Genomic DNA, 21,828 nt, shown 5'->3' with positions numbered 1-21,828 from the left:
GAAGGAAGAACCATGACCGACAAGACCACCCGCACCGAAGACCCCAACTACCGCGCCGTGACCGTCGAGCGGGTCGCCTCCCGCCACTACCGCGCCACCAACGCCAAGGGCGACATACTCGACTTCGGCCAGGGCGAAGGCCTGCTCACCCCCGTCGAACTGCTCCTAGCTGCTATCGCTGGCTGCTCCGCCATTGACGTCGACGTGGTCACCAGCCGCAAATCAGAACCCGAAACCTTCACCGTACACTCCTCGGGCTTGCGCAAGGTCGACGAGAACAAGGCCGTGAGCCTCGACGACATCGAAGTCAGCTTCAACGTGCGCTTCCCCGCCACCGAAGAAGGCGAAAAAGCCCGCTCCATGGTTGACCGCCTGATCAAACTCTCCGTCGAAAAAGACTGCACCGTCTCCCGCACCGTTGAACACGGTGCGTCCGTCACCTTCATCAACGAAGATAAGCAGAGCTAAATCACGCTGCCCACCCGGGGCGCAGGGCGCTCGCGGTGGTAATCTAAAGTTTGTCTTATGCCCCCTAAGCAAAACTGTTGGGGGCTCATTACCACCGAAAGTAGCAGCACACTATGTCTACTGAAGCGCAGTCTGCACCCACCGGGCAGACCAAAGAAGAGCTCAAGCGCGGCCTCGCCAGCCGCCACCTCTCCATGATCGCCATCGGCGGCGCCATCGGCACCGGCCTGTTCGTCGCGTCCGGCTCCACCATCGCAGAGGCAGGCCCCGGAGGCGCCCTGCTGGCCTACGCCCTCATCGGCATCATGGTGCTGCTCCTCATGCAGTCCCTGGGCGAAATGGCAGCTAACCTGCCCGTTGCAGGTTCCTTCCAGACCTTCGCCTCCCGCTACGTCTCAGACTCCTTCGGCTTCGCCATGGGCTGGAACTACTGGTTCAACTGGGCCATTACCGTGGCTGCTGAACTGGTGGCTGCTGGCGTCATTATGTCCTACTGGCTCCCGGACGTTCCCGGCTGGGTCTGGGCAGGCGTCTTCCTGGCCATCATCCTGGGTATCAACGTGCTTTCGGCCCGCTCCTACGGTGAATCAGAGTTCTGGCTGGCTACCATCAAGGTGGTCACCGTTATCGTCTTCCTGGTTGCCGGCATCGCCATGATTTTCGGCATCCTGGGCAACCATGACAACGGTTTCGCTAACTGGACCGACGGCGAAGCACCCTTCAAGGGCGGCTTCCTCTCTATCCTGGCTATCTTCATGGTCGCCGGTTTCTCCTTCCAGGGCACCGAGATGATCGGTGTGGCCGCTGGCGAGTCTGAGAACCCCCGCCGCGACGTGCCCCGCGCCCTCAAGAGCGTGTTCTGGCGTATTATGCTCTTCTACATCGGTGCTATCGCTATCATCGGTACCCTGATTCCCTACACCAGCCCCAACCTGCTGCGGGCGGACGCCACCGACATCGCCTACTCACCCTTTACCATGGTCTTCGAGAACGTGGGCGTTGCTTTTGCTGCTTCGGTGATGAACGCCGTCATTCTGACCGCGATTCTCTCTGCCGGTAACTCGGGCCTCTACGTTTCATCCCGTATGCTTTACGCCCTGGCTCTTGAGGGGCGTGCCCCTAAGATTTTTGCCCGCGTGAACTCCCGCGGCATTCCCATGCCCGCCCTACTCATGACCGCCGCTATCGGCCTCTTCGGCTTCGTCTCTGCCGTGGTGGGCGAGGGCTCTGCCTACACCTGGCTGATTAACATCTCCGGCCTGTCGGGCTTCATCACCTGGGTGGGCGTGGCGATTTGCCACTACCGCTTCCGCCGCGCCTACGTTGCCCAGGGGAACGATGTTAATGATTTGCCCTACAAGGCCCCTCTCTTCCCGATTGGCCCCATCGTTGCGCTGCTGATGTGCCTGCTGGTGATTGCCGGCCAGAACTACAACGCTATCTTCGCTGGCCACTGGTTCGAGGTTGTCTCGGCCTACATCGGCCTGCCCATCATTATTGGTGTGTGGCTGGTGCATAAGCTGGTGACCGGTTCAAAGACTATCCCGCTCAAGGACGTCGACGTCTCAGGTATCGAGGTCTCAGGCAAGTAAGTCTTGCGCAAGATAGGGGAGGGCACTGGGGTTTTCCGGGGCCCTCCCCTTTCGTGTATCTCGTTGCTTTTGACTCCGGTTTGTACCAGCCCCTGCCCACTTTGAGACCGATTTCTGAACACTACGTGGTACAAAGTCGTCTGGTCAGGACGCGGACGCCTGTGAGCGGGGGAGCGCACCGGGCTAGAATGGTGTGGTTTGGTTTTGTTCTCTTGTAAGTATTCTGGGTTGAAAGGTGTGGCCGCGTGGCTAAGCTCTATTTCCGTTTTGGTGCCATGAATTCGGGTAAGTCAACTGCGCTACTGCAGGCTGCCCATAACTATGAGGAGCGAGGCCAACGCGTACTGCTGGCTAAGCCGCAGGTTGATACCAAGGGCGATACTGAGATTGTGTCCCGCCTGGGCGTGACCCGCCAGGCTGATTTTTTGGTGGGGTCGGACGACTCGGTACGCGAGCTCTTCCACGCTGCTGCTGAGCCCAATGCCGATGATAACCGCATGCACTGGCACCTGCCTGTCTCTTGCCTGCTGGTGGATGAGGCCCAGTTTCTGACTGCTGATCAGGTGGATGACCTGATGCGGATTGCGGTGGTAGAGAATGTGCCGGTGATGTGTTACGGCATTCGTACGGATTTTAGGACGCGGGCTTTCCCGGGTTCTGCCCGCCTGCTGGAGATTGCCCATACCCTTGAGGAACTGAAGACCATTTGCCGGTGCGGTCGCAAGGCGCTCTTTAACGGCCGTACCGTTGATGGAAAGTTTGTTTTTGCCGGTGACCAGGTGGCTATTGACGGCGTGCATGTGGGCTACGAGTCGCTCTGCCCCACCTGCTACCTGGAGGAATCGGGTGGGAAGCTCTATCAGTAGCTCCTGTTTTGTATAGCGTCTACACCTGTTTCTCTTGAAGAGCAACTTATCAATAAGTATTCTCATTTTGAGTCGTCTTCAAGGAGGAACAATGAAGCTTCGCTCTTATCTACTGCTGTCAGTATTCACTTTTTCTGTAGCTGATTGTGCAGTGGAATCGCAGGTCGACTCGCCGACGGAGCCTTATGTTCAGGATTCTTTGAACGCTTCTGTGAGTACTGGTCTAGTAGCGTTCTAAGCTCCCCCAGCCGCTCAAAGAATACCTGGCTTATTTGATTTAGCTTTGCGTTGATTAAGTTTTTACCTAAAGTATGAGTCTTACTTGATCTGTTATCAATATATTCGATGATTAAGTCAAACATTTTGCTACTGCTGCGCGATTTAAATGTCAATGCAACCTGGGCGTTTGTTCCTTCCGAAATTGCAATCGGGGGATGAAATTAGTGAGCTTTGAGTTGGATGGGGAGGTGTCGTCAGTGAATTTTATTGTTTGTTGATCAAGGTTAAAAGAAGCATAGAGCTTATTGTATCCAGCGGCACCGCATCCTAGGCTTGCTTCTATGAAAGATACATCTTCAGAATCTAGAGGGCGGATTTTATCGATATAAATATTTCTTATTGTGTACGAACCTTCGCCTCCCATGATAAAGTCTACATAGCCACCAGTGGCGGTAAAGTTTTCAAGTTTATTCCCTGCTATTTACTTTACTTCTTCCAGGGATTTTCCATCCAAATCATTTCTGTTATCAGTTGCTCCAATTACACCGCAAAAAGAAAATTCTGGTTTGCTAATAAAATTTTCTATAATCATCTCGTCTGATTTTGGAAAAAAATTTTGAATGACATCTGGTCCATCTGTTAGGATTGCAATCAGTCCCCCGGGGAAAACTATGGCAGCTGAAATGCCTGCACTCGCTTTAACCCAAGTTTTTATACCATTTTTCCTCATTTTTCATATTTTATTTCCTAAAGATAGATACCTATTATTTGTGTAAATATTTTTGAATTAGTAATTTTATAATTCCTAGGGGCCTCGAGATGAAGCCCCTAGGAATACTATTTCTTTATTATTTCTTTAGCCCATCCACCACATCATTCAGCGTAGCGCTCGGGCGCATCACCGCTGATGCCTTGGCGTCCTCAGGCTTGTAATAGCCGCCGAGGTCGGCGGGGGAGCCCTGGGCGTCCAGCAGCTCAGCCACAATCTTCTCCTCATTCGCAGCCAGAGCCTCAGCCACCGGGGCGAACTTAGCCGCCAGGTCGACGTCCTCACCCTGAGCAGCCAGCTCCTCAGCCCAGAACTTAGCAAGGTAGAAGTGCGAACCGCGGTTATCAATCTCGCCCACACGGCGGGAAGGGGACTTGTTCTCGTTCAAGAAAGTACCGGTCGCCTTATCCAGGGTGTCAGCCAGAACCTGGGCAGAAGCATTGCCGGTGGTCTTCGCCAGGTGCTCAAAGGAAGCAGCCAGGGCCAGGAACTCACCCAGGGAATCCCAGCGCAGGTGGTTCTCTTCCAGAACCTGCTGAACATGCTTGGGGGCAGAACCACCAGCACCGGTCTCAAAGAGGCCACCACCGTTAATCAGAGGAACAATGGACAGCATCTTGGCTGAGGTACCCAGCTCCAGGATGGGGAAGAGGTCGGTCAGATAGTCACGCAGCACGTTACCGGTGACCGAAATGGTGTCCTCACCCTTGCGAATGCGGTCAACCGAGAACTGGGTTGCCTCAGCGGGAGCCAGAATACGAATATCAAGGCCCTCGGTATCGTGCTCGGGCAGGTACTTCTCGACCTTGGTAATCAGGTTAGCGTCGTGGGCACGGTTCTTATCGAGCCAGAAGACAGCGGGGGTCTTAGAGTCGCGGGCGCGGGCGACAGCCAGCTTAATCCAGTCCTGAACGGGGATGTCCTTGGTCTGGCAGGCGCGCCAGATATCACCGGCAGAAACCCCGTGTTCAATGAGCACATCCCCTGCAGAGTTCACCACCTGAACCTTGCCGTCCGCTTCAAGCTGGAAGGTCTTGTCGTGTGAACCGTATTCCTCAGCCTTCTGGGCCATCAGGCCCACGTTGGGCACGGTGCCCATGGTGGTGGGGTCGTAGGCGCCGTTGGCGCGGCAGTCCTCGATGACGGTCTGGTAGACACCAGCGTAGGAGGAATCGGGGAGGACGGCCAGGGTGTCAGCCTGCTGGCCTGACTCGCCCCACATCTGACCGGAGGTACGAATCATCGCGGGCATGGAAGCGTCCACAATGACGTCTGAGGGAACGTGCAGGTTGGTGATGCCCTTGTCAGAGTTGACGTAGGCCAGCTCGGGGCCTTCCTGCAGACCCTTGTGGATGAGCTCGCGGACGTCCTCACGGATATCCTCGGGCAGGGTATCAATGCCGGAGATGATAGCGGCCAGGCCGTTGTTACCGTTCAGGCCAGCGGCGTCCAACTGCTCACCGTAGGTCTCAAAAAGCTCGGAGAAGTAGGCGCGCACGACGCGGCCGAAGAGGATGGGGTCAGAAACCTTCATCATGGTGGCCTTCAGATGTACTGAGAAGAGCACACCCTCAGCCTTGGCACGGGCAACCTGCTCAGCCAGGAACTTATCGAGTTCAGCTACATTCATGTAGGTGCCGTCGACGATTTCGCCAGCCAGCACGGGCACAGATTCCTTGAGAATGGTCACGGTTCCATCGGTACCGACGTGCTGGATCTTCAGGGTGTCGTCAGCCTCAATAATCACGGACTTCTCGTTAGAGAAGAAGTCGTCGTGGCCCATGGTTGCGACATTGGTCTTGGAATCTGCTGACCAGGCACCCATGGAGTGGGGGTTCTTGCGGGCGTAGTTCTTAACAGATAGAGGGGCGCGGCGGTCTGAGTTGCCCTCGCGCAGAACCGGGTTCACGGCTGAGCCCTTGACGCGGTCGTAGCGGGCGCGGACGTCCTTATCCTGCTCGGTCACAACCTCATCGGGGTAGTCGGGGATCGCAAAGCCCTTTTTCTGCAGCTCAGCGATAGCGGTCTTGAGCTGGGGCACGGACGCCGAGATGTTAGGCAGCTTGATGATGTTAGCTTCGGGGGTCTTGGCCAGCTCGCCCAGCTCGGTCAGGGCGTCCGCTACCTGCTGCTCTGCAGGGAGAATATCGCTGAACTGGGCCAGAATGCGGCCCGAAAGTGAAATATCGCGGGTTTCTACCTCAACACCGGCGGTTGAAGCGTAAGCCTCAAGAATGGGCAGGAAGGAGTAGGTCGCCAGCAGCGGAGCCTCATCGGTGTGGGTGTAGATAATCTTTGCCATGAAGGGCGTCTCCCTTGTCGCTTGTGGGCAGTTTCATTTCCAAGAATACAACGATGTGCCTGCGCTCACTAAATAAGAGAGCCTGTGTGACAACATGACTCAACTACTGAGATAGGGTTACTGATATGAGCACCGATACTTCAGCCCCGATTGTTGTTTCTGCACTTGTCATTCGTAATTCCTTGGGTGAGGTCCTCACTGTCCGCAAACGCGGCACCACCGGGTTCATGCTTCCTGGCGGTAAACCTGAGCCAGGTGAAACCGCCGAAGAAACCGCCCGTCGCGAAGCTACCGAAGAACTGGGCCTTGTTCTCGATAGCTATTCCTTGATGAATCTGGGTACCTACCAGGCGGCTGCCCTCAATGAAGCGGGGCGAACCGTCCGCGCCCATGTTTATCTTTTGGTAACCGCCGTGGGCGTTGCTGATTTAGACCAGGCTGCGCCCAGCGCTGAGATTGAGGAACTCCGGTGGGTTCACCCCGACCCTGCATGCGATGACCACAGCAACCAGGCTCCGCTGAATACTCAGCATATTTTCCCGCTTCTCACCGGCGATGATTTTGAGGACGCGGAGGCGCTACCGCCCCGGTAGGTGCTGGTGATACCGTAGAGCCTATGACTGACACCACACTCCAAGAAAAAGATCAGCAGAAAAACGCTGCCTACCTCAAGCAGCTCATCGAACACCCCCGCATGGTCGGCTTGGCGGCAGGCCGCACAGGCGCGCCCGTGCTCACCGTCAACACCCTCAACAAGGACAGCGCAAAGTGGCGCCCCCGCCTCTGGGCCCTTCCTGCAGGGCAGGAGGGCAAGTCCTACCCGCTGACGGCACCCGAGTCGGGCGCCTCCGTCCTGACCATTACCGATGAGGGGCACATCTACCTGACCCTGGGCAAGGACGTCGACGAAGCCGACTCCAAGAGCCTCAAAGGCGTCTACCGCCTACCTGAGCACGGCGAACCCGAACTCATCTTCACCCACCCCGGCGGCGTAGACGCCCTCGCAGTACGCCAGCGCGGTGAAACCACCCGCTACATCTACAGCGCCAAAGCCCACCGGGGTAGCCTCGAAGAGCAGGCTAAGACCCTCGACGAACGCGAGAAAACCGCCACCTCCGGCGTGCTCTACACCGAATTCCCCACCCGCTTCTGGGACCACGACCTGGGTACCGGCGTCCGCGTCCTCTACGTTAAGGACGGGGGCGGCGAACCCCGCCGTATCGCCCTGCCTGGCGACCGTTCAGAGCTGGCGGGCTTCGAAGTCTGCCCCACCGGCGACCGCGCCGCTATCACCCTGCATACCAAGGCCCGCGGCATTCACCAGCGCTACAGCACCTGGCTGCTTGACCTCAACGGCGAGAAAGAACCCCAGCTGCTGGCCGAAGCGACCGAAACCCATGACTACTCAGCAGGTGCCTTCACCCCGGACGGCAGCGGCCTGGCTATCATCGAGGTGCGCCGTTGGCTGCCCGGCCAGTCCATCAAGGTCAACGCCAGCCACTACAGCTTCGAGACCGGCCAGCTGACCGAGCTCTCCCGCGACGTCGACCGCTGGGCTGGCGACATCGTGTGGATTGATAGTACCCGCTACGCCTTCGTCACCGACCATCTGGGGGCTACCGCCATCTACATTGGCAGAATCGACGGTGGTGCTACCCGCGCACTGGTTGAGGACGGCGCCAGCCACTTCTCAGCCCTGGCCTACAACGAAGGGGCCCTCATTGCCCTGCGCGATGCCCACCAGCACTCGGCCTACCCCGTCCGCGTCGATATCGAAACCGGCGACGTGACCCGCCTGGCTTCGCCGGTCGAAGAGCTGCGCGCCCCGGGCCGCTTTGAGCGACTGAGATCCACCGCAGCTGACGGCACCGAGTTCACCTCCTTCCTCGCCCTGCCTGAAAAGGAGGCGGACGGCCCCCTTCCCCTGCTCGTCTTTGCGCATGGCGGCCCCTGGGGGTCCTGGAACTCCTGGACCTACCGCTGGAACCCCTGGGCCTTCACCGAAGCTGGCTACGCTGTGCTCATGCCCGACCCCGCGATTTCCACCGGCTATGGCCAGCACATGCTCGACCGCGGCGGCGACGACCTGGGTGGCACCCCCTACACTGACATTATGCAGGTGGTTGAAGAGGTCTCTGCCCGCGACGATATCCAGGGCGATAACGTAGCCTTCTCGGGCGGCTCCTACGGCGGGTTTATGACCAACTGGGTGGCAGGACGCGCGGGCACCCGCTTTAAGTGTTACGTCACTCATGCCTCAATCTGGGACTACAACACCATGTACTACCTTTCAGATAACGGTGCTTGGCACGAATGGAAGGTCGAGTTCGGGGGAGAGGGCGACAGTATCTCACCCCGTCATCGTGCTGCCGATATCGAGGCTCCTATGTTGGTAATTCACGGTGATAAGGACTACCGTGTACCCATCGGTCAGGCCCACCATCTCTGGGCTGACCTACAGCGCTACTCCCCGGAACTAGGCCACAAGTACCTCTACTTCCCCGATGAAGGGCACTGGATCCTGAAGCCCAGCAACTCCCGCCTCTGGTACCAGGTCTTTACAGCCTGGCTAGACCAGCACCTCCTGGGCCAAGAGTTCAAGACTCCTGAAATTCTGGGCTAGGCTCTCTGCCTGCCCTGAGCTGCCCGCATGGTAAAGGGCACCTACCCCGTAACGGGGTAGGTGCCCTTTTGCTAGGCGTTTTAGCTCTTACCTAAGTCAGGCTTCTTGGCTGCCTCGGTCTTTGCGGTCTCAGCCTTGGTTGCCTCAGCTTTGGTCTCGGTAGAGGTGGTAACTACGGTTGCGGGGTCAATAGTCGGCTTCTCTTCAGCCTTGACGCTCTCGCCCTTATCGATGATGAGGGGGGCGTCTATCCAGGTGGAGCCGTCAACGGGGAGGAAAGGCAGCTCGTGGGTTACACCTTCACCCTTATCGGTTACCAGGGGGTTGAGGTTCTCGGCGACCCAAGTGTAACCGTCCATATCGCCGGTAACGGGAGAGATCTAGGCAGAGCCTTCGTCTACAAAAAGCTCAACTGTGAGCTTTACTCCCAGGAATCGTATGGCTAACTCTCTGCGAGTATCTGTAATTCACTATTAAATCTACCAAGATGTTCGAAAAAATCTTACATGTTTAGCGGCGTCAAGCTATGACTAGGATTTATAACATATTCGAAAGTTGTTTGACTCTGCAATGGACTTAATATAAACAAAATTTGAAATAACCCTGTACTTATCTACCCATTTATTCTGCTGTGTGTCGAGAGTTCAGCCTGCGTTTAACAAGCGATACTGTGGGGCCAATATTAACAACAACCCATAGGGGGTTTGTTATAACGAGCAACATAAATACAGTGCGTAAAAGTGATGAGGCATTTTCGGCGAGCGTGAGATAGTTAAGCCAAATGGTGGCTCCAAAATATAAAACGGTGCCCACTACTAAATAAACTATTGCCCACCAGAATTCGCTGGCTGATGCATGGCCTTTACTATTCCAGTAGTGCCGGTAAAAGAGGCGTACAGCCCCCGCAAAGCCTACCTGCTGGGCCACGGCCGGGTCGCGAAGCTCGTCCGGGTGCTCCTCATCGTCGAACCCATCGAGGTTGAGGGCTTCGGGGGTATCTTCCCGGGGTTCTTCGCTGTGAATATAGCGGGTAGGCTTGTGCTCAGACATACCCTCAAGAATACCTAAACCGCAGGAGTCGACGATGACCACCCTTCTGCTGACCTATTTCGGCCCCTTTGAAGGGGTGCCCATCAACCCCAGCCAGGCAGTAGCACTTGGGGCACAGAAAGCCCTGGTGATCTCGGCTCCACATCTCACTGTTGAGGTTCACGAACTGCCGGTGGAGTTCGCCGAATCAAGCCGGGCGCTGGGTAAGCTCTTGGAGCGCATCAAACCTGAGCTAGCCATAAGTCTTGGTGTTGCGGCTGGCCGCGATAAGGTCAGCCTGGAACGAGTTGCCATCAATCTCGACTCTGCCCGCATTCCAGATAATGCTGGTGCCCAGCTCATCGACCAGCCCATCCGCAGTGACGGCCCCAATGCCTACTTCTCTACTCTGCCTACCCGAGCAATTTTTGAAGAGTTTAGCTCTCAGCAGCTGCCCGTGGAACTGTCATATACTGCCGGAACCTTTGTCTGTAACCATGTATTTTACGAGCTCATGCATGCAACCAAAGGGGCAATACCGGCGGGCTTCATCCATATTCCCCTCACACATGTAGAAGCTGGTGGGGGAGCGGACGCCGCGCCCGAGCGTCCGCAGGTCACGGCCAGTGCGGACGCCGGCGGAGTCGAGGGGAAAAGCCTGTCTACCCTGCCTGAGTCTCAGGTCATCGGAATTATCGAGCAGGCCGTACTTACCACGCTCACCCAGCTTTAACGCAAGACCCCGGTAACTTATGAAGTTACCGGGCTCTTATTCGTTAGCTCAGGCTCACTTGCGCTGATCCAGGTAGAAACCAATCAGGCCCTGGGTTGAGGAATCCTGCTGAGCCAGAACCTCGTGGTCGCCGCCCACGGCGGGAGCCAGCTGTAGGGCGAGCTGCTTACCGAGCTCAACGCCCCACTGGTCGAAGGAGTCGATACCCCAGACAATACCCTGAACGAAGGTGATGTGTTCGTAGAGGGCGATGAGCTGGCCCAGGACGGCGGGGGTCAGCTGGGAGGCCATGATGGAAGTGGTGGGGCGGTTGCCTGAGAAGACGCGAGCCGGAACGATTTCTTCGGCGGTGCCCTCGGCGCGGACCTCATCGGCGGTCTTGCCAAAGGCCAGGGCCTTGGTCTGGGCGAAGAAGTTGGCCAAGAAGAGCTCGTGGACGTCCTGCTCACCGTCGCGGGTTGCGTGAACCGGGTTGGCAAAGGCGATGAAGTCGGCGGGAATCAGGCGGGTGCCCTGGTGGATCAGCTGGTAGAAGGCGTGCTGGCCGTTGGTGCCGGGCTCGCCCCAGAAGACTTCACCGGTGGCGGTGGTGACGGGCTTGCCGTCGGCGCGCACGGACTTGCCGTTGGATTCCATGGTCAGCTGCTGCAGGTAGGCGGGGAAGCGGTGCAGGTACTGGTCGTAGGGGAGGACGGCGTGGGTTTCGGCGCCCAGGAAGTTGACGTTCCAGATGTTCAGTAGACCCATGAGGGCGGGAACGTTTTCTGCCAGGGGTGCGGTGCGGAAGTGCTCGTCCATGGCGTGGAAGCCGGCCAGGAACTGTTCGAAGACCTCGGGGCCGAGCACAATGGCCAGGGGGGTGCCGATGGCGGAGTCGACGGAGTAGCGTCCGCCTACCCAGTTCCAGAAGCCGAAAGCGTTCTCGGGATCAATGCCAAAAGCCTCGACCTTGTCCAGGGCAGTGGAGACGGCGACGAAGTGGGCTGCGACGGCGTCCTTTTCGTCCTTGCCGTCCAGGGCACCGGCCTCGCGCAGAGAGGTTAGCAGCCATTCGCGGCAGACGCGGGCGTTGGTGAGGGTTTCGAGGGTGCCAAAGGTCTTGGAGGCAACGATGAAAAGGGTGGTCTCGGGGTCGAGGTCCTTGACGGTCTCGGCGGCGTCGGTGGGGTCGATGTTGGAGATGAAGCGGGCAGTAAGGCCGGGCTGGGCGTAGGGCTTCAGGGCCTCGTAGACCATGACGGGGCCCAGGTCTGAGCCGCCGATGCCGATGTTGACAACGGTTTCGATGCGCTTGCCGGTAATACCTACCCACTCGCCGGAGCGGATGCGGTCGGCAAAGTCGTAAATCTTGGCGAGGACCTCGTGGACGTCGGTGTCAACGTCCTGACCATCAACGACGAGAGCGGGGGTGGCACCCTTGGGGCGGCGCAGGGCGGTGTGCAGGACGGCGCGGTTCTCGGTAACGTTGATGCGCTCACCGGCGAACATGGCGTCGCGGCGCTCCTTGAGGTTGACCTCGTCGGCCAGCTGGGTCAGCAGGGCCAGGGTCTCTTCGGTAATGAGGTTCTTGGAGAGGTCAACGTAGAGGTCAGCGGCGGTGAAGCTCAGCTTTTTGGCGCGGGCGGGGTCTGCCTCGAACCAGGCGCGCAGGTCGGCGGTGGTCTTCTGCTGGTGGTCGGTCAGGGCTGCCCAGGCCTTGGTCTGGACGGGGTCGGTGATGGCGGGGAGAGACATACGAGCTCTACCTTCCTGTCGATTTGGGTGTTCTTGCCTCTATTTTATGTTGGTTTGGTAGTTTTTGACCCCGCTGGCCGGTGTGGTTTTTTGTGGTTTTGTCGGCATTAGCCATCCCAAGAGAATGCCTACTTATTATCAGTGGTGTTATTATTAGGGTGGAGCAGGCATCTCTAGCCCCTTCCCCAACCACTCTGCGCGGACCCGCGCCCCTTGACTGAGTGTGGACGCGGGCGGCAGCTCGTGAGGTGCTTTTGCATGTCAACTAGGTCGAAACGTAAGAAGATATAAAGGACACTTTCATGGCTACTACCCAGCAAACTCCGCCCGGCACGGGCCCCGACCTGCGGAAGGGGGATATCGACGCGGCCGCCAAGGAAAACATGCGCGAAGGTTCCCTGGCCCCCAAAGTTTTTATTCCCGCAGCCGTCATCATGGCCGCCTTCATCGGCATTACCCTGGCCTTCCCCCATCGCACCAAAGAAATCTTCGACGCCCTGCAGGCCGACGTCATTAACTACTTCGGCTGGTACTACGTCGCCATCGTTGCTTTCTTCGTTATCTTTGCCCTCTACCTGGGCTTCTCCCGCATGGGCGACGTCAAGCTAGGCGACGACGATGACGAACCCGCCTACCCCTTCACCACCTGGTTCGCTTTCCTCTTCGCTGCCGGTATGGGCATCGGCCTGGTCTTCTACGGGGCAACCGAACCCCTCATGCACTACGTTGACCCCCGCCCCGGCGTGGGCGACGGTACCAAGGAAGAGATTGCCCAGGCAGCGATGAGCCAGGCCTTCCTGCACTGGGGCCTGCACCCCTGGGCTATCTATGTCATCGTGGGCCTTGCCATTGCCTATGCAACCCACCGTCTCAAGCTGCCCCTCTCCATCCGCTACTCCCTCAAGCCCCTGCTGGGCGACCGTGTTAAAGGTGGAGCAGGTGACGTCATCGATGTTGTCGCCCTGGTCGGCACCCTCTTCGGTGTAGCGACCTCTCTGGGCCTTGGCGTCATGCAGATTGCTGCGGGCCTGGGCTACATGAATATCCCCGCCCAGGGTAACGGCTGGCTCGTGGGCATCATCGTGGTGCTCATGGGTATCACTCTCTTCTCCCTGGTCACTGGCCTGGAAAAGGGCATGAAGTGGCTCTCCAACGGCAACCTCTTTCTGGCCGCTATCGTCTGCCTTTTTGTGCTGGTGGTAGGCCCCACCCTCTTCCTCTTCCGTAACTTCATCGGGTCCATCGGTAACTACCTGCAAAATGTCGTTGCCATGACTTTCGAGACCCTGGCCCTCTACGGCGTTGACGGTGAACAGTTCCAGGCTGCCTGGACCACCTTCTACTGGGGCTGGTGGATTTCCTGGTCACCCTTCGTCGGCATGTTCATCGCCCGCGTCTCTAAGGGCCGGTCCGTGCGCGAGTTCGTGATCGGTGTGCTGCTGGTACCCGCTCTGACTTCCTTCTTCTGGTTCTCCGTACTCGGTGGCACTGCCCTACACCAGGAACTCTTCGGCACCGGCACTGGCTTGGTGAGCGAAGACGGCAGTGTCTCTGCAGAAAATGCCCTCTTCCAGATGTTCCACAACCTGCCCGGTGGCGTCATTCTGACCGCCGGTGCAGTCCTGCTGATTACCGTCTTCTTCGTGACCTCAGCAGACTCCGGCGCCCTGGTACTCGGTATGCTCTCCACTAACGGGTCACCCGAGCCCAAGACCTGGATTCGTGTCTTCTGGGTACTGGTTGCAGCTGCCACCGCTATCTCCCTAGTTGTCATCGGCGGTAGTGAATCGCTGTCGGCAATTCAAACCGTGGCAATTCTGACGGCTCTGCCCTTCTCAGTGGTCATCGTGCTCATGTGTATCTCCCTCTACAAGGCCCTGAGCGTTGAGCACCGTCTCTTCGTCCGCGCCCAGCGTCGTAACGCCCGCCGCGAGATCGAGGCCTCCCTGGCCGAGCAGATTGACGACCGCGTCAACGAGCTGGTTGCCGAAGGCGTTGAAGACCGCGTCACCGCAGCAGTGGGGGAGCACCTCGACGAACACCTGGACGGCCAGCTCGAAGCCGCCCTGGAAGAAGCCGCGGACAAGGCGGTTGAGGCCAAGGTCGAAGAGGCTGTGGACTCCGCGGTTGAAAGCGCCGTCGAAGCCAAGGTGGAAGAAGCCGTAGAAAAAGCTGTTGACGAAGTAGCTCTCCAGGTCGACGCAAATACCGCCGCAATCGAACAGATCCGTGCGGTGACCGGATCTATTCCGGTAGTCAAACCCCAGGACGTAAAGCAGACACCCTGGAATAAATAGGAAATAGATAGGGGCTTATTCAAAAGAGCGGTGTAGCAGGCTCGCAGCGAAGCTGCTGGCTCGGCGGCTGGCGTGAATCGCATTGTGAGCGAAGCGAACCATGCGAGAGGGTCGGCAGCGAGCGCGAGCCTGCGGAACCGTTCTGAATAAGCCCCTTAATTTCTAATGTGTTCCAGAAGACAGCGGCTAGTTTAGGTGCCGCCGGTATAATCAAACCGAAAGCCCTCTGCGCTGGTGCCGAAAATTCGGCAGGTAAGCCGCGCACCGGCGTCCTTATCCCCAACATGTAAGCGAGATACTTTCCGCATGTCTGAAACCCAGAACACCGCTTCACGGAGCGACCTTCGCAACGTGGCAATCGTGGCTCACGTTGACCACGGCAAGACCACCATCGTTGATGCGATGCTCAAGCAGACCAACGCCTTCTCCGCCCACGCCGACGTGGAAGACCGCGTCATGGACTCCGGTGACCTTGAAAAGGAAAAGGGCATCACCATTTTGGCTAAGAACACCACCGTGTTCTACTCCGGCCCTGCAGCCAAGGGCGAAGAAATCACCATCAACGTTATTGATACCCCCGGTCACGCTGACTTCGGTGGCGAGGTTGAGCGCGGCCTGTCCATGGTTGACGGCGTTGTGCTGCTGGTGGACGCTTCAGAGGGTCCCCTGCCCCAGACCCGTTTCGTGCTGCGCAAGGCCCTAGCCGCTAAGCTGCCCGTTATTCTGGTTGTTAACAAGGTTGACCGCCCCGACGCCCGTATTGACGAAGTCGTTGGCGAGTCTATGGACCTGCTTCTGGGCCTGGCTAGCGACCTGGCCGATGAGGTTCCCGACCTCGATATCGACGCTCTGCTGAACGTTCCCGTCGTGTACGCATCAGGTAAGGCTGGCGCTGCTTCACTGAACCAGCCCGCTGACGGTGCCCTGCCCGATAACGACGACCTCGAACCCCTCTTCGAGACCATCCTGGAACACGTTCCTGCCCCCACCTACGACCCCAACGAGGTGCTGCAGGCTCACGTGACCAACCTCGACTCCTCACCCTTCCTGGGCCGCCTGGCCCTGCTGCGTATCTTCAACGGCACCCTGAAGAAGGGCCAGACCGTTGCCTGGGTACGTCAGGACGGCGAAACCAAGAACGTTCGTATCTCCGAGCTGCTGGCTACCAAGGCCCTGGAACGTGTTCCCGCTGAGTCCGCTGGCCCCGGTGAAATCGTCGCAGTTGCCGGTATCGAAGACATCACCATCGGCGAAACCCTCACCGACCCCGAGTACCCCAAGCCCCTGCCCTTGATTAAGGTCGACGACCCCGCGATTTCCGTTACCATCGGTATCAACACCTCACCACTGGCCGGTAAGGTCAAGGGCGCTAAGGTCACCGCCCGCCAGGTGAAGGACCGCCTCGATAAGGAACTTATCGGTAACGTCTCCCTCAAGGTTCTGCCCACCGAGCGTCCGGACGCCTGGGAAGTTCAGGGCCGTGGCGAACTCGCCTTGGCAATCCTCGTTGAGCAGATGCGCCGCGAAGGCTTTGAGCTGACCGTGGGCAAGCCCCAGGTCGTTACCAAGACCATTGACGGCAAGGTCCACGAGCCCATGGAGCACATGATCATCGACGTGCCCGAGGAATTCCTGGGCGCCGTCACCCAGCTCATGGCAGCTCGTAAGGGCCGCATGGAAAACATGGCCAACAACGGCACCGGCTGGGTCCGCATGGAATTCGCCGTGCCCGCCCGCGGCCTGATCGGCTTCCGCACCAAGTTCCTCACCGAAACTCGCGGTGCCGGTATCTCATCGTCCTACTCCACCGGCTACGAGCCCTGGGCAGGCGACATCGACTACCGCTCCAACGGCTCCATGATTTCTGACCGCGCCGGTGTCGTCACCCCCTACGCCATCATCGGCCTGCAGGAACGCGGCACCATCTTTGTCGAACCCACCTCAGAGGTCTACGAGGGCATGATCATCGGCGAGAACTCACGTGCCGACGACATGGAAGTTAACATCACCCGCGAAAAGAAGCTGACCAACATGCGCTCAGCTTCAGCAGATAACTTCGAAAATATGACTCCCCCCAAGAAGCTCACCCTCGAAGAGTCCCTGGAATGGGCCCGCGAGGACGAGTGCGTGGAAGTTACCCCCGAAGCGATCCGTATTCGCAAGGTTATCCTTGACTCTAACGAGCGTGTGCGCGAAGCACGCCGCCGTGCCCGCGCCTAAGGCTAAACTAGGCTAAAACTCAGGGCCGTGGCCCGCTTCCTCAACCGGGGGAGCGGGCCACGGCCCTTTAGTATAGGTGCTACCAGGCAGTGTGCGGACGCCAGCACGCCCGTCCGCAACCATCGCTTTGTCCTCATAAAAGCCTCCTCGCCTCTCACCTCACTCGCATAGTTTTACCGTACTTGTCCCCATAAATGTGAGCCAACGCTCACCATCATAAAACAGAAGACCAAACCCAGCTAGAGCCCAGTAACTAAAGCTAAAATTGCTAGGAACCAAACAGCACCCAGCAGAAAACCGCCACCATGGAACTCGATGCCCAGCCCCACTACCCGGTCGCCGGTGAAGTCATCACCGACAGCGCCACCTTCAGCCTGATACCCGACGGCCTCAAACCCAAAGACGTCACCGTCCTCTTCGTCCACGCCCACCCCGACGACGAAGCCTCATCCACCGGCGCCACCATCGGCGCCCTCACTGCCGCCGGCGTCACCGTCTACCTGCTCACCATGACCCGCGGCGAAATGGGCGAAGTGATCGACCCCGCCCTGCGCCACCTCGAAGCAACCCACCCCGCTAACACCGACCGGGGACACGCCCTGGGCGAGTACCGCACCGGGGAACTCAAGGCTTCCCTCAAAGCCCTCGGCATCCGCCACCACCTCTACCTGGGCGAAGGGGCCAGCTACCTGCCCGGCGAACGCACCAGCTACCGCGATTCCGGTATGACCTGGGGGTCAGACGGACGCGCCATCGCCAACCCTGCCGCAGCCGACGATTGCCTCATCCGTCTGCCCCTCAAACCCCAGGCCGAGGCAATCGCCAGCGCTATCCGCGAGATCCGGCCGGACGTCGTCGTCACCTACGACGCGGACGGCGGCTACGGGCACCCCGACCACAAACGCACCTACGAAGCTACGCTGGCGGCCGTCCGCTCCCTGGATGGAACCCCCTCAGCCCCCACCGCCCTCTGGGGTATCGAAGGTGACCCCAACCCGCACGATACCCGCCAGCAGGCCGTCATCATGGGCAGCATCGACCACAAGCGCGAAGCCATGCGGGCCCACGCCACCCAAATCGTAATCACCAGCGATACCACCTTCGAATACTCAAACGGGGTCTCCCAGCCTATTAACCCCACCGAAACCTACCGCTTACTCTGGGGTACTGCCCAAGCGGAAACCCCAGCGGACGCTGCCCCCGAAGAGAGCGTCGAAGCTCCCGGCCCTATCAACTCGGCCATTACCGCCGTCGCCCTCGGCCTAATCGCGGGTTTTGCCGGAACCATGTACCACGCCCACATCTGGTACCCCACCAGCACCCTCTGGGTACCCTGGGGTGCTGCCCTCGGCCTGCTCACGGTCTATTTCGCTGCGACCTGGGCAGCAATCCACACCGAAAAGAACTGGGCCGCGGCCGTCGTCGGAGCCACCGCCTTCGTCCTCACTGGCATCTTTGCCTTCATCAAAGGCACCTCAATGCTGGTCTACATCAACCCCATCAACCCCGTGGGAACCGCCGGAACCATCTGGGCACTAGGCTCCCTGGCCGCCGCAACCTTCGGCATGATGAGCGCTACCAGGTACCGCCGCAACAAAACTTAACCCGGCTCAACAAGCTATCTCATCCATCACAAAAATCTGCCCCCACACCGGTGACCAGATACACTAGAGCACAGTTAACCAACACACCACGCACCGGTGCGTCACCACCAGAAAGGCACCCATGACCTACATCATCGCCCAGCCCTGCGTCGACGTAAAAGACCGCGCCTGCGTCGAAGAATGCCCCGTCGACTGCATCTACGAAGGCGAACGCTCCCTCTACATCCACCCCGACGAATGCGTCGACTGCGGTGCCTGCGAGCCCGTCTGCCCCGTAGAAGCTATCTACTATGAAGACGACGTACCCGAAGAATGGGAAGACTACACCGCCGCTAACGCCGACTTCTTCGACGACCTTGGCTCACCCGGTGGCGCAGCCCGCCTGGGCGTCATCGCTAAGGACGCCCCCATGATTGCGGCCCTGCCCCCGCAGAACCAGGACTAAGATTCTAAACGCGGTTCAAGGAGCGAGTATCTCACGAGATACTCGCTCCTTTAGTTTTAAGCGAAGGCTTACACTAGAAAACAAACATATTCACAAGAGAAAGCAGACCATGCGCGAATTTGGCCTCGACCTGCCCGACTACCCCTGGGACACCATGGCCCCCTACCGGGCTACCGCTGAAGCCCACCCCGAGGGGCTCATCAACCTTTCTATTGGAACCCCGGTTGACCCTACCCCCTCAGTTATCCGTGATGCCCTGGCCAGTGCTACCGACGCCCACGGCTACCCCACGACCCACGGTACCCTCACCCTGCGTCAGGCTATCGTTGACTGGTTCGACCGCCGCCGCGGCGTGCCCGGGCTGACCACCGACCAGGTCATGCCCACTATCGGTTCAAAGGAGCTTGTTGCCTGGCTCCCCTTCCTGCTGGGCCTGGGGGAGGGGGACGTGGTCGTCCGCCCCACCGTTGCCTACCCCACTTACGACATCGGTGCCCAGCTCGCCGGCGCAACCCCCGTGGCAGCTGACTCCCTGGACGAGCTCGATGAGGCGACCCGTGCCCGCGTCCGCCTGGTATGGATTAACTCGCCGGCCAACCCCACCGGCATCGTGCACGATGTGGATGAGCTGAAAAAGATAGTTGAGGACGCCCGTGCCCTGGGTGCCGTGGTTGCCTCCGACGAGTGCTATGCAGAACTGGGTTGGGGGGAGTGGGACGCTGCCCGCGGCGGGAAACCGGTGCCCTCCGTCCTTGACCCCCGCGTCTGCGGCGAGAGCCAGGACCTGGTGCTGGCAGCCTACTCTCTTTCTAAGCAGTCCAACTTCGCTGGCTATCGCGGCGCTTTTATCGCGGGAGACGCCGCGATCATGGCCAACCTGGTCAACTCCCGTAAGCACGCCGGTATGATTGTGCCCGCTCCCGTGCAGGTTGCCATGACCGCAGCGCTCTCAGACGACGCTCACGTAGAAGCCCAGAAAGACCTCTACCGGGCCCGCCGCGAGACCCTGCTGCCGGCCCTAGAAGGCTTTGGCCTGACCGTCGAGCACTCCGAGGCAGGGCTCTATCTGTGGGCTACAGCAGGTGAAGATACCTGGGCTACCGTCCAGCGCTTTGCAGACAAGGGTATCGTGATTGGCCCCGGCGTTTTCTACGGAACCGCAGGTGAGGGCTATGTGCGCATTGCCCTGACCGGCTCAGACGACGACATTTCCCGTGCCGCTGCCCGACTGTCAGAGTAAAGCAAAACTGTTAATGTCAAATAAGCTCAGCTAAAGAACGTAATGTAGCTTCTGAACTCACACCAATGTGACCCCGCGCATTATTCTGCTGTAATGTAGACCATAGATGACGTGCGTACGTGCACGGTGCGGCCTTCCACCACCCCGCGAAAGCCGCACCGTCCTTTTTTAGAATCCCACTTCATCACACAGCACGTACGTTGCCTCGTATGACAGGAGGAACACAATGACTGAGAACAAAGCGCTGCTGAGCTATGACGGCAAAGAACTGCCCCTGCCCGCAGTAGAAGCAACCGAAGGTAACGGTGCCTTCGAAGTTGCAGGCATGCTCAAAGAAACCGGCAAGGTAGCCTACGACCCGGGCTTCATGAACACCGCAAACGCCAAGTCAGCTATCACCTACATCGACGGTGATGCAGGCATCCTGCGCTACCGCGGCTACCCCATCGAAGAGCTGGCAGAAAAATCCAGCTTCATCGAAACCGCCTACCTGCTCATCTACGGGGAACTGCCCACCCCCGCCCAGCTCGAAGACTTCGACCAGATGATTCGCCGCCACACCATGGTGCACGAAGACTTCAAATTCTTCTTCCGAGGCTTCCCCCGCGACGCCCACCCCATGGCCGTCCTCGCATCCAGCGTCTCAGCCATGTCGACCTTCTACTCTGACTCCCTCGACCCCTTCGACCCCCGTCAGGTAGAAATCTCAACCTACCGCCTGCTCTCCAAGGTGCCCACCCTGGCAGCTTACGCCTACAAGAAGTCCAAGGGCGAGCCCTCCATCTACCCCAAGAACGAGCTCAACTACACCGAGAACTTCCTGCACATGTGCTTCGGCTTCCCCACCGAAGAGTACGAGGTCAACCCCCTACACGCTAAGGCCCTTGACCTGCTGCTGCTCCTGCACGCAGACCACGAGCAGAACTGCTCCACCTCCACCGTGCGACTGGTCGGCTCCTCAAACGCTAACATGTTCGCCTCCGTCTCAGCCGGCATCAACGCCCTCTACGGCCCCCTGCACGGCGGCGCTAACGAGGCAGTGCTCAAGATGCTCAACCAGATCCAGAAGGACGGCATCAGCCCTGAAGACTTCATGGAAAAGGTCAAGAACAAGGAAGACGGCGTCCGCCTCATGGGCTTCGGCCACCGCGTCTACAAGAACTACGACCCCCGCGCTCGTATCGTCAAGAAGACCGCAGACGAAATCCTCGAATCCATCGGTGGCAACAATGAACTGCTCGATATCGCCAAGCGCCTCGAAGAGAAGGCCCTCAACGACGACTACTTCATCGAACGTAAGCTCTACCCCAACGTAGACTTCTACACCGGCCTCATCTACAAGGCCATAGGCTTCCCTGAGCACATGTTCACCGTCCTCTTCGCCCTGGGCCGCCTCCCCGGCTGGATCGCCCAGTGGACCGAAGGCATCCAGGACCCCGACCGCAAGATTGGTCGCCCCCGCCAGGTCTATATCGGCGAAACCGAACGCCACTACCCCGAGCGTTAACCTGCTAAGCAGCAAATAACTAAGCCCCGGCGTCCTTACCTCTTTGAAGATAATGAACTGCTCCCCATAAGTTGGACTACTAAAAAACAGTCACCAACTAATGGGGAGCATCTCCTATGCGAGCACGAAGCTCACTCACCCAACACCAACGAGAACAACTCATCCACCTCTTCCAACAAG

17 protein-coding genes are annotated in these 21,828 nt (G+C 58.7%); 12 read left to right on the top strand and 5 right to left on the bottom strand.

Features of this window, described 5'->3' with window-relative positions; all coding sequences use genetic code 11:
• Window positions 1-12 precede the first annotated feature (12 nt).
• From E4U03_RS10530 to E4U03_RS10520, 3 genes are all read left to right on the top strand, one after another.
• Window positions 13-468 (top strand): OsmC family protein, encoded by a 456-nt coding sequence (locus E4U03_RS10530; RefSeq protein WP_135013670.1) that lies wholly within the window; start codon window positions 13-15, stop codon window positions 466-468.
• A gap of 113 nt (window positions 469-581) precedes the next feature.
• Window positions 582-2,060, top strand: coding sequence for an amino acid permease (locus E4U03_RS10525; RefSeq protein ID WP_135013668.1), 1,479 nt, complete (start codon window positions 582-584; stop codon window positions 2,058-2,060).
• 245 nt (window positions 2,061-2,305) lie between these two features.
• Window positions 2,306-2,926, top strand: coding sequence for a thymidine kinase (locus E4U03_RS10520; RefSeq protein WP_135013667.1), 621 nt, complete (start codon window positions 2,306-2,308; stop codon window positions 2,924-2,926).
• Between the two features lie 700 nt (window positions 2,927-3,626).
• Here E4U03_RS10520 and E4U03_RS10515 read toward each other — a convergent pair.
• Complete coding sequence (locus tag E4U03_RS10515; RefSeq protein ID WP_135013665.1) at window positions 3,627-3,875, bottom strand: hypothetical protein; 249 nt, start codon at window positions 3,873-3,875, stop codon at window positions 3,627-3,629.
• Between the two features lie 118 nt (window positions 3,876-3,993).
• Window positions 3,994-6,216 carry an NADP-dependent isocitrate dehydrogenase gene (locus tag E4U03_RS10510; RefSeq protein ID WP_135013663.1) on the bottom strand — a complete coding sequence of 741 codons (2,223 nt, stop codon included), beginning with the start codon at window positions 6,214-6,216 and terminating at the stop codon, window positions 3,994-3,996.
• A gap of 125 nt (window positions 6,217-6,341) precedes the next feature.
• Between E4U03_RS10510 and E4U03_RS10505 the strand changes: the two genes are divergently transcribed.
• Both E4U03_RS10505 and E4U03_RS10500 read left to right on the top strand, forming a co-directional pair.
• Entirely contained in the window at window positions 6,342-6,809 is a 468-nt protein-coding gene (locus tag E4U03_RS10505; protein WP_135013661.1) for an NUDIX hydrolase, read from the top strand.
• A 23-nt stretch (window positions 6,810-6,832) separates the two neighbouring features.
• Window positions 6,833-8,839: a S9 family peptidase gene (locus E4U03_RS10500; protein WP_135013660.1), complete on the top strand. Its 2,007-nt coding sequence runs from the start codon at window positions 6,833-6,835 to the stop codon at window positions 8,837-8,839.
• Between the two features lie 80 nt (window positions 8,840-8,919).
• Here the strand turns inward: E4U03_RS10500 and E4U03_RS10495 are convergent, their stop codons facing one another.
• Both E4U03_RS10495 and E4U03_RS10490 read right to left on the bottom strand, forming a co-directional pair.
• Window positions 8,920-9,198, bottom strand: a complete 279-nt coding sequence (locus E4U03_RS10495; protein WP_135013658.1) for a hypothetical protein — start codon at window positions 9,196-9,198, stop codon at window positions 8,920-8,922.
• Between the two features lie 262 nt (window positions 9,199-9,460).
• Window positions 9,461-9,889, bottom strand: coding sequence for a DUF805 domain-containing protein (locus E4U03_RS10490; protein WP_135013656.1), 429 nt, complete (start codon window positions 9,887-9,889; stop codon window positions 9,461-9,463).
• Between the two features lie 34 nt (window positions 9,890-9,923).
• Between E4U03_RS10490 and E4U03_RS10485 the strand changes: the two genes are divergently transcribed.
• Window positions 9,924-10,601 (top strand): pyroglutamyl-peptidase I, encoded by a 678-nt coding sequence (locus E4U03_RS10485; RefSeq protein WP_135013654.1) that lies wholly within the window; start codon window positions 9,924-9,926, stop codon window positions 10,599-10,601.
• Window positions 10,602-10,655: 54 nt separating this feature from the next.
• On the opposite strand, the gene pgi is transcribed toward E4U03_RS10485, so the two are convergent.
• Window positions 10,656-12,335 carry a glucose-6-phosphate isomerase gene (pgi, locus tag E4U03_RS10480; protein WP_135013652.1) on the bottom strand — a complete coding sequence of 560 codons (1,680 nt, stop codon included), beginning with the start codon at window positions 12,333-12,335 and terminating at the stop codon, window positions 10,656-10,658.
• 302 nt (window positions 12,336-12,637) lie between these two features.
• Between pgi and E4U03_RS10475 the strand changes: the two genes are divergently transcribed.
• From E4U03_RS10475 to E4U03_RS10450, 6 genes are all read left to right on the top strand, one after another.
• Complete coding sequence (locus E4U03_RS10475) at window positions 12,638-14,632, top strand: BCCT family transporter (RefSeq protein ID WP_228066189.1); 1,995 nt, start codon at window positions 12,638-12,640, stop codon at window positions 14,630-14,632.
• Window positions 14,633-14,938: 306 nt separating this feature from the next.
• Window positions 14,939-16,852: a translational GTPase TypA gene (gene typA, locus E4U03_RS10470; protein WP_135013650.1), complete on the top strand. Its 1,914-nt coding sequence runs from the start codon at window positions 14,939-14,941 to the stop codon at window positions 16,850-16,852.
• Between the two features lie 305 nt (window positions 16,853-17,157).
• Window positions 17,158-18,456, top strand: a complete 1,299-nt coding sequence (locus E4U03_RS10465; RefSeq protein WP_135013648.1) for a PIG-L family deacetylase — start codon at window positions 17,158-17,160, stop codon at window positions 18,454-18,456.
• 121 nt (window positions 18,457-18,577) lie between these two features.
• Complete coding sequence (gene fdxA, locus E4U03_RS10460; RefSeq protein ID WP_135013646.1) at window positions 18,578-18,901, top strand: ferredoxin; 324 nt, start codon at window positions 18,578-18,580, stop codon at window positions 18,899-18,901.
• Between the two features lie 109 nt (window positions 18,902-19,010).
• On the top strand, window positions 19,011-20,141 hold the full coding sequence (gene dapC, locus E4U03_RS10455) for a succinyldiaminopimelate transaminase (protein WP_135013644.1): 1,131 nt from the start codon (window positions 19,011-19,013) through the stop codon (window positions 20,139-20,141).
• Window positions 20,142-20,367: 226 nt separating this feature from the next.
• Complete coding sequence (locus E4U03_RS10450) at window positions 20,368-21,648, top strand: citrate synthase (protein WP_135013642.1); 1,281 nt, start codon at window positions 20,368-20,370, stop codon at window positions 21,646-21,648.
• Window positions 21,649-21,828: the final 180 nt, after the last annotated feature.

The organism is Rothia nasimurium (assembly GCF_004569295.1).
Taxonomy (GTDB): domain Bacteria; phylum Actinomycetota; class Actinomycetes; order Actinomycetales; family Micrococcaceae; genus Rothia; species Rothia nasimurium_B.
The sequence above is the reverse complement of the archived record's forward strand: the minus strand, read 5'-3'. Positions and strand labels throughout refer to the sequence as shown.

Coding starts and splice junctions, on each gene's coding strand:
- E4U03_RS10530 (WP_135013670.1), top strand. CDS start 13: ATGACCGACAAGACCACCCGCACCGAAGACCCCAACTACCGCGCCGTG.
- E4U03_RS10525 (WP_135013668.1), top strand. CDS start 582: ATGTCTACTGAAGCGCAGTCTGCACCCACCGGGCAGACCAAAGAAGAG.
- E4U03_RS10515 (WP_135013665.1), bottom strand. CDS start 3,875: ATGAGGAAAAATGGTATAAAAACTTGGGTTAAAGCGAGTGCAGGCATT.
- E4U03_RS10510 (WP_135013663.1), bottom strand. CDS start 6,216: ATGGCAAAGATTATCTACACCCACACCGATGAGGCTCCGCTGCTGGCG.
- E4U03_RS10505 (WP_135013661.1), top strand. CDS start 6,342: ATGAGCACCGATACTTCAGCCCCGATTGTTGTTTCTGCACTTGTCATT.
- E4U03_RS10500 (WP_135013660.1), top strand. CDS start 6,833: ATGACTGACACCACACTCCAAGAAAAAGATCAGCAGAAAAACGCTGCC.
- E4U03_RS10495 (WP_135013658.1), bottom strand. CDS start 9,198: ATGGACGGTTACACTTGGGTCGCCGAGAACCTCAACCCCCTGGTAACC.
- E4U03_RS10490 (WP_135013656.1), bottom strand. CDS start 9,889: ATGTCTGAGCACAAGCCTACCCGCTATATTCACAGCGAAGAACCCCGG.
- E4U03_RS10485 (WP_135013654.1), top strand. CDS start 9,924: ATGACCACCCTTCTGCTGACCTATTTCGGCCCCTTTGAAGGGGTGCCC.
- pgi (WP_135013652.1), bottom strand. CDS start 12,335: ATGTCTCTCCCCGCCATCACCGACCCCGTCCAGACCAAGGCCTGGGCA.
- E4U03_RS10475 (WP_228066189.1), top strand. CDS start 12,638: ATGGCTACTACCCAGCAAACTCCGCCCGGCACGGGCCCCGACCTGCGG.
- typA (WP_135013650.1), top strand. CDS start 14,939: ATGTCTGAAACCCAGAACACCGCTTCACGGAGCGACCTTCGCAACGTG.
- E4U03_RS10465 (WP_135013648.1), top strand. CDS start 17,158: ATGGAACTCGATGCCCAGCCCCACTACCCGGTCGCCGGTGAAGTCATC.
- fdxA (WP_135013646.1), top strand. CDS start 18,578: ATGACCTACATCATCGCCCAGCCCTGCGTCGACGTAAAAGACCGCGCC.
- dapC (WP_135013644.1), top strand. CDS start 19,011: ATGCGCGAATTTGGCCTCGACCTGCCCGACTACCCCTGGGACACCATG.
- E4U03_RS10450 (WP_135013642.1), top strand. CDS start 20,368: ATGACTGAGAACAAAGCGCTGCTGAGCTATGACGGCAAAGAACTGCCC.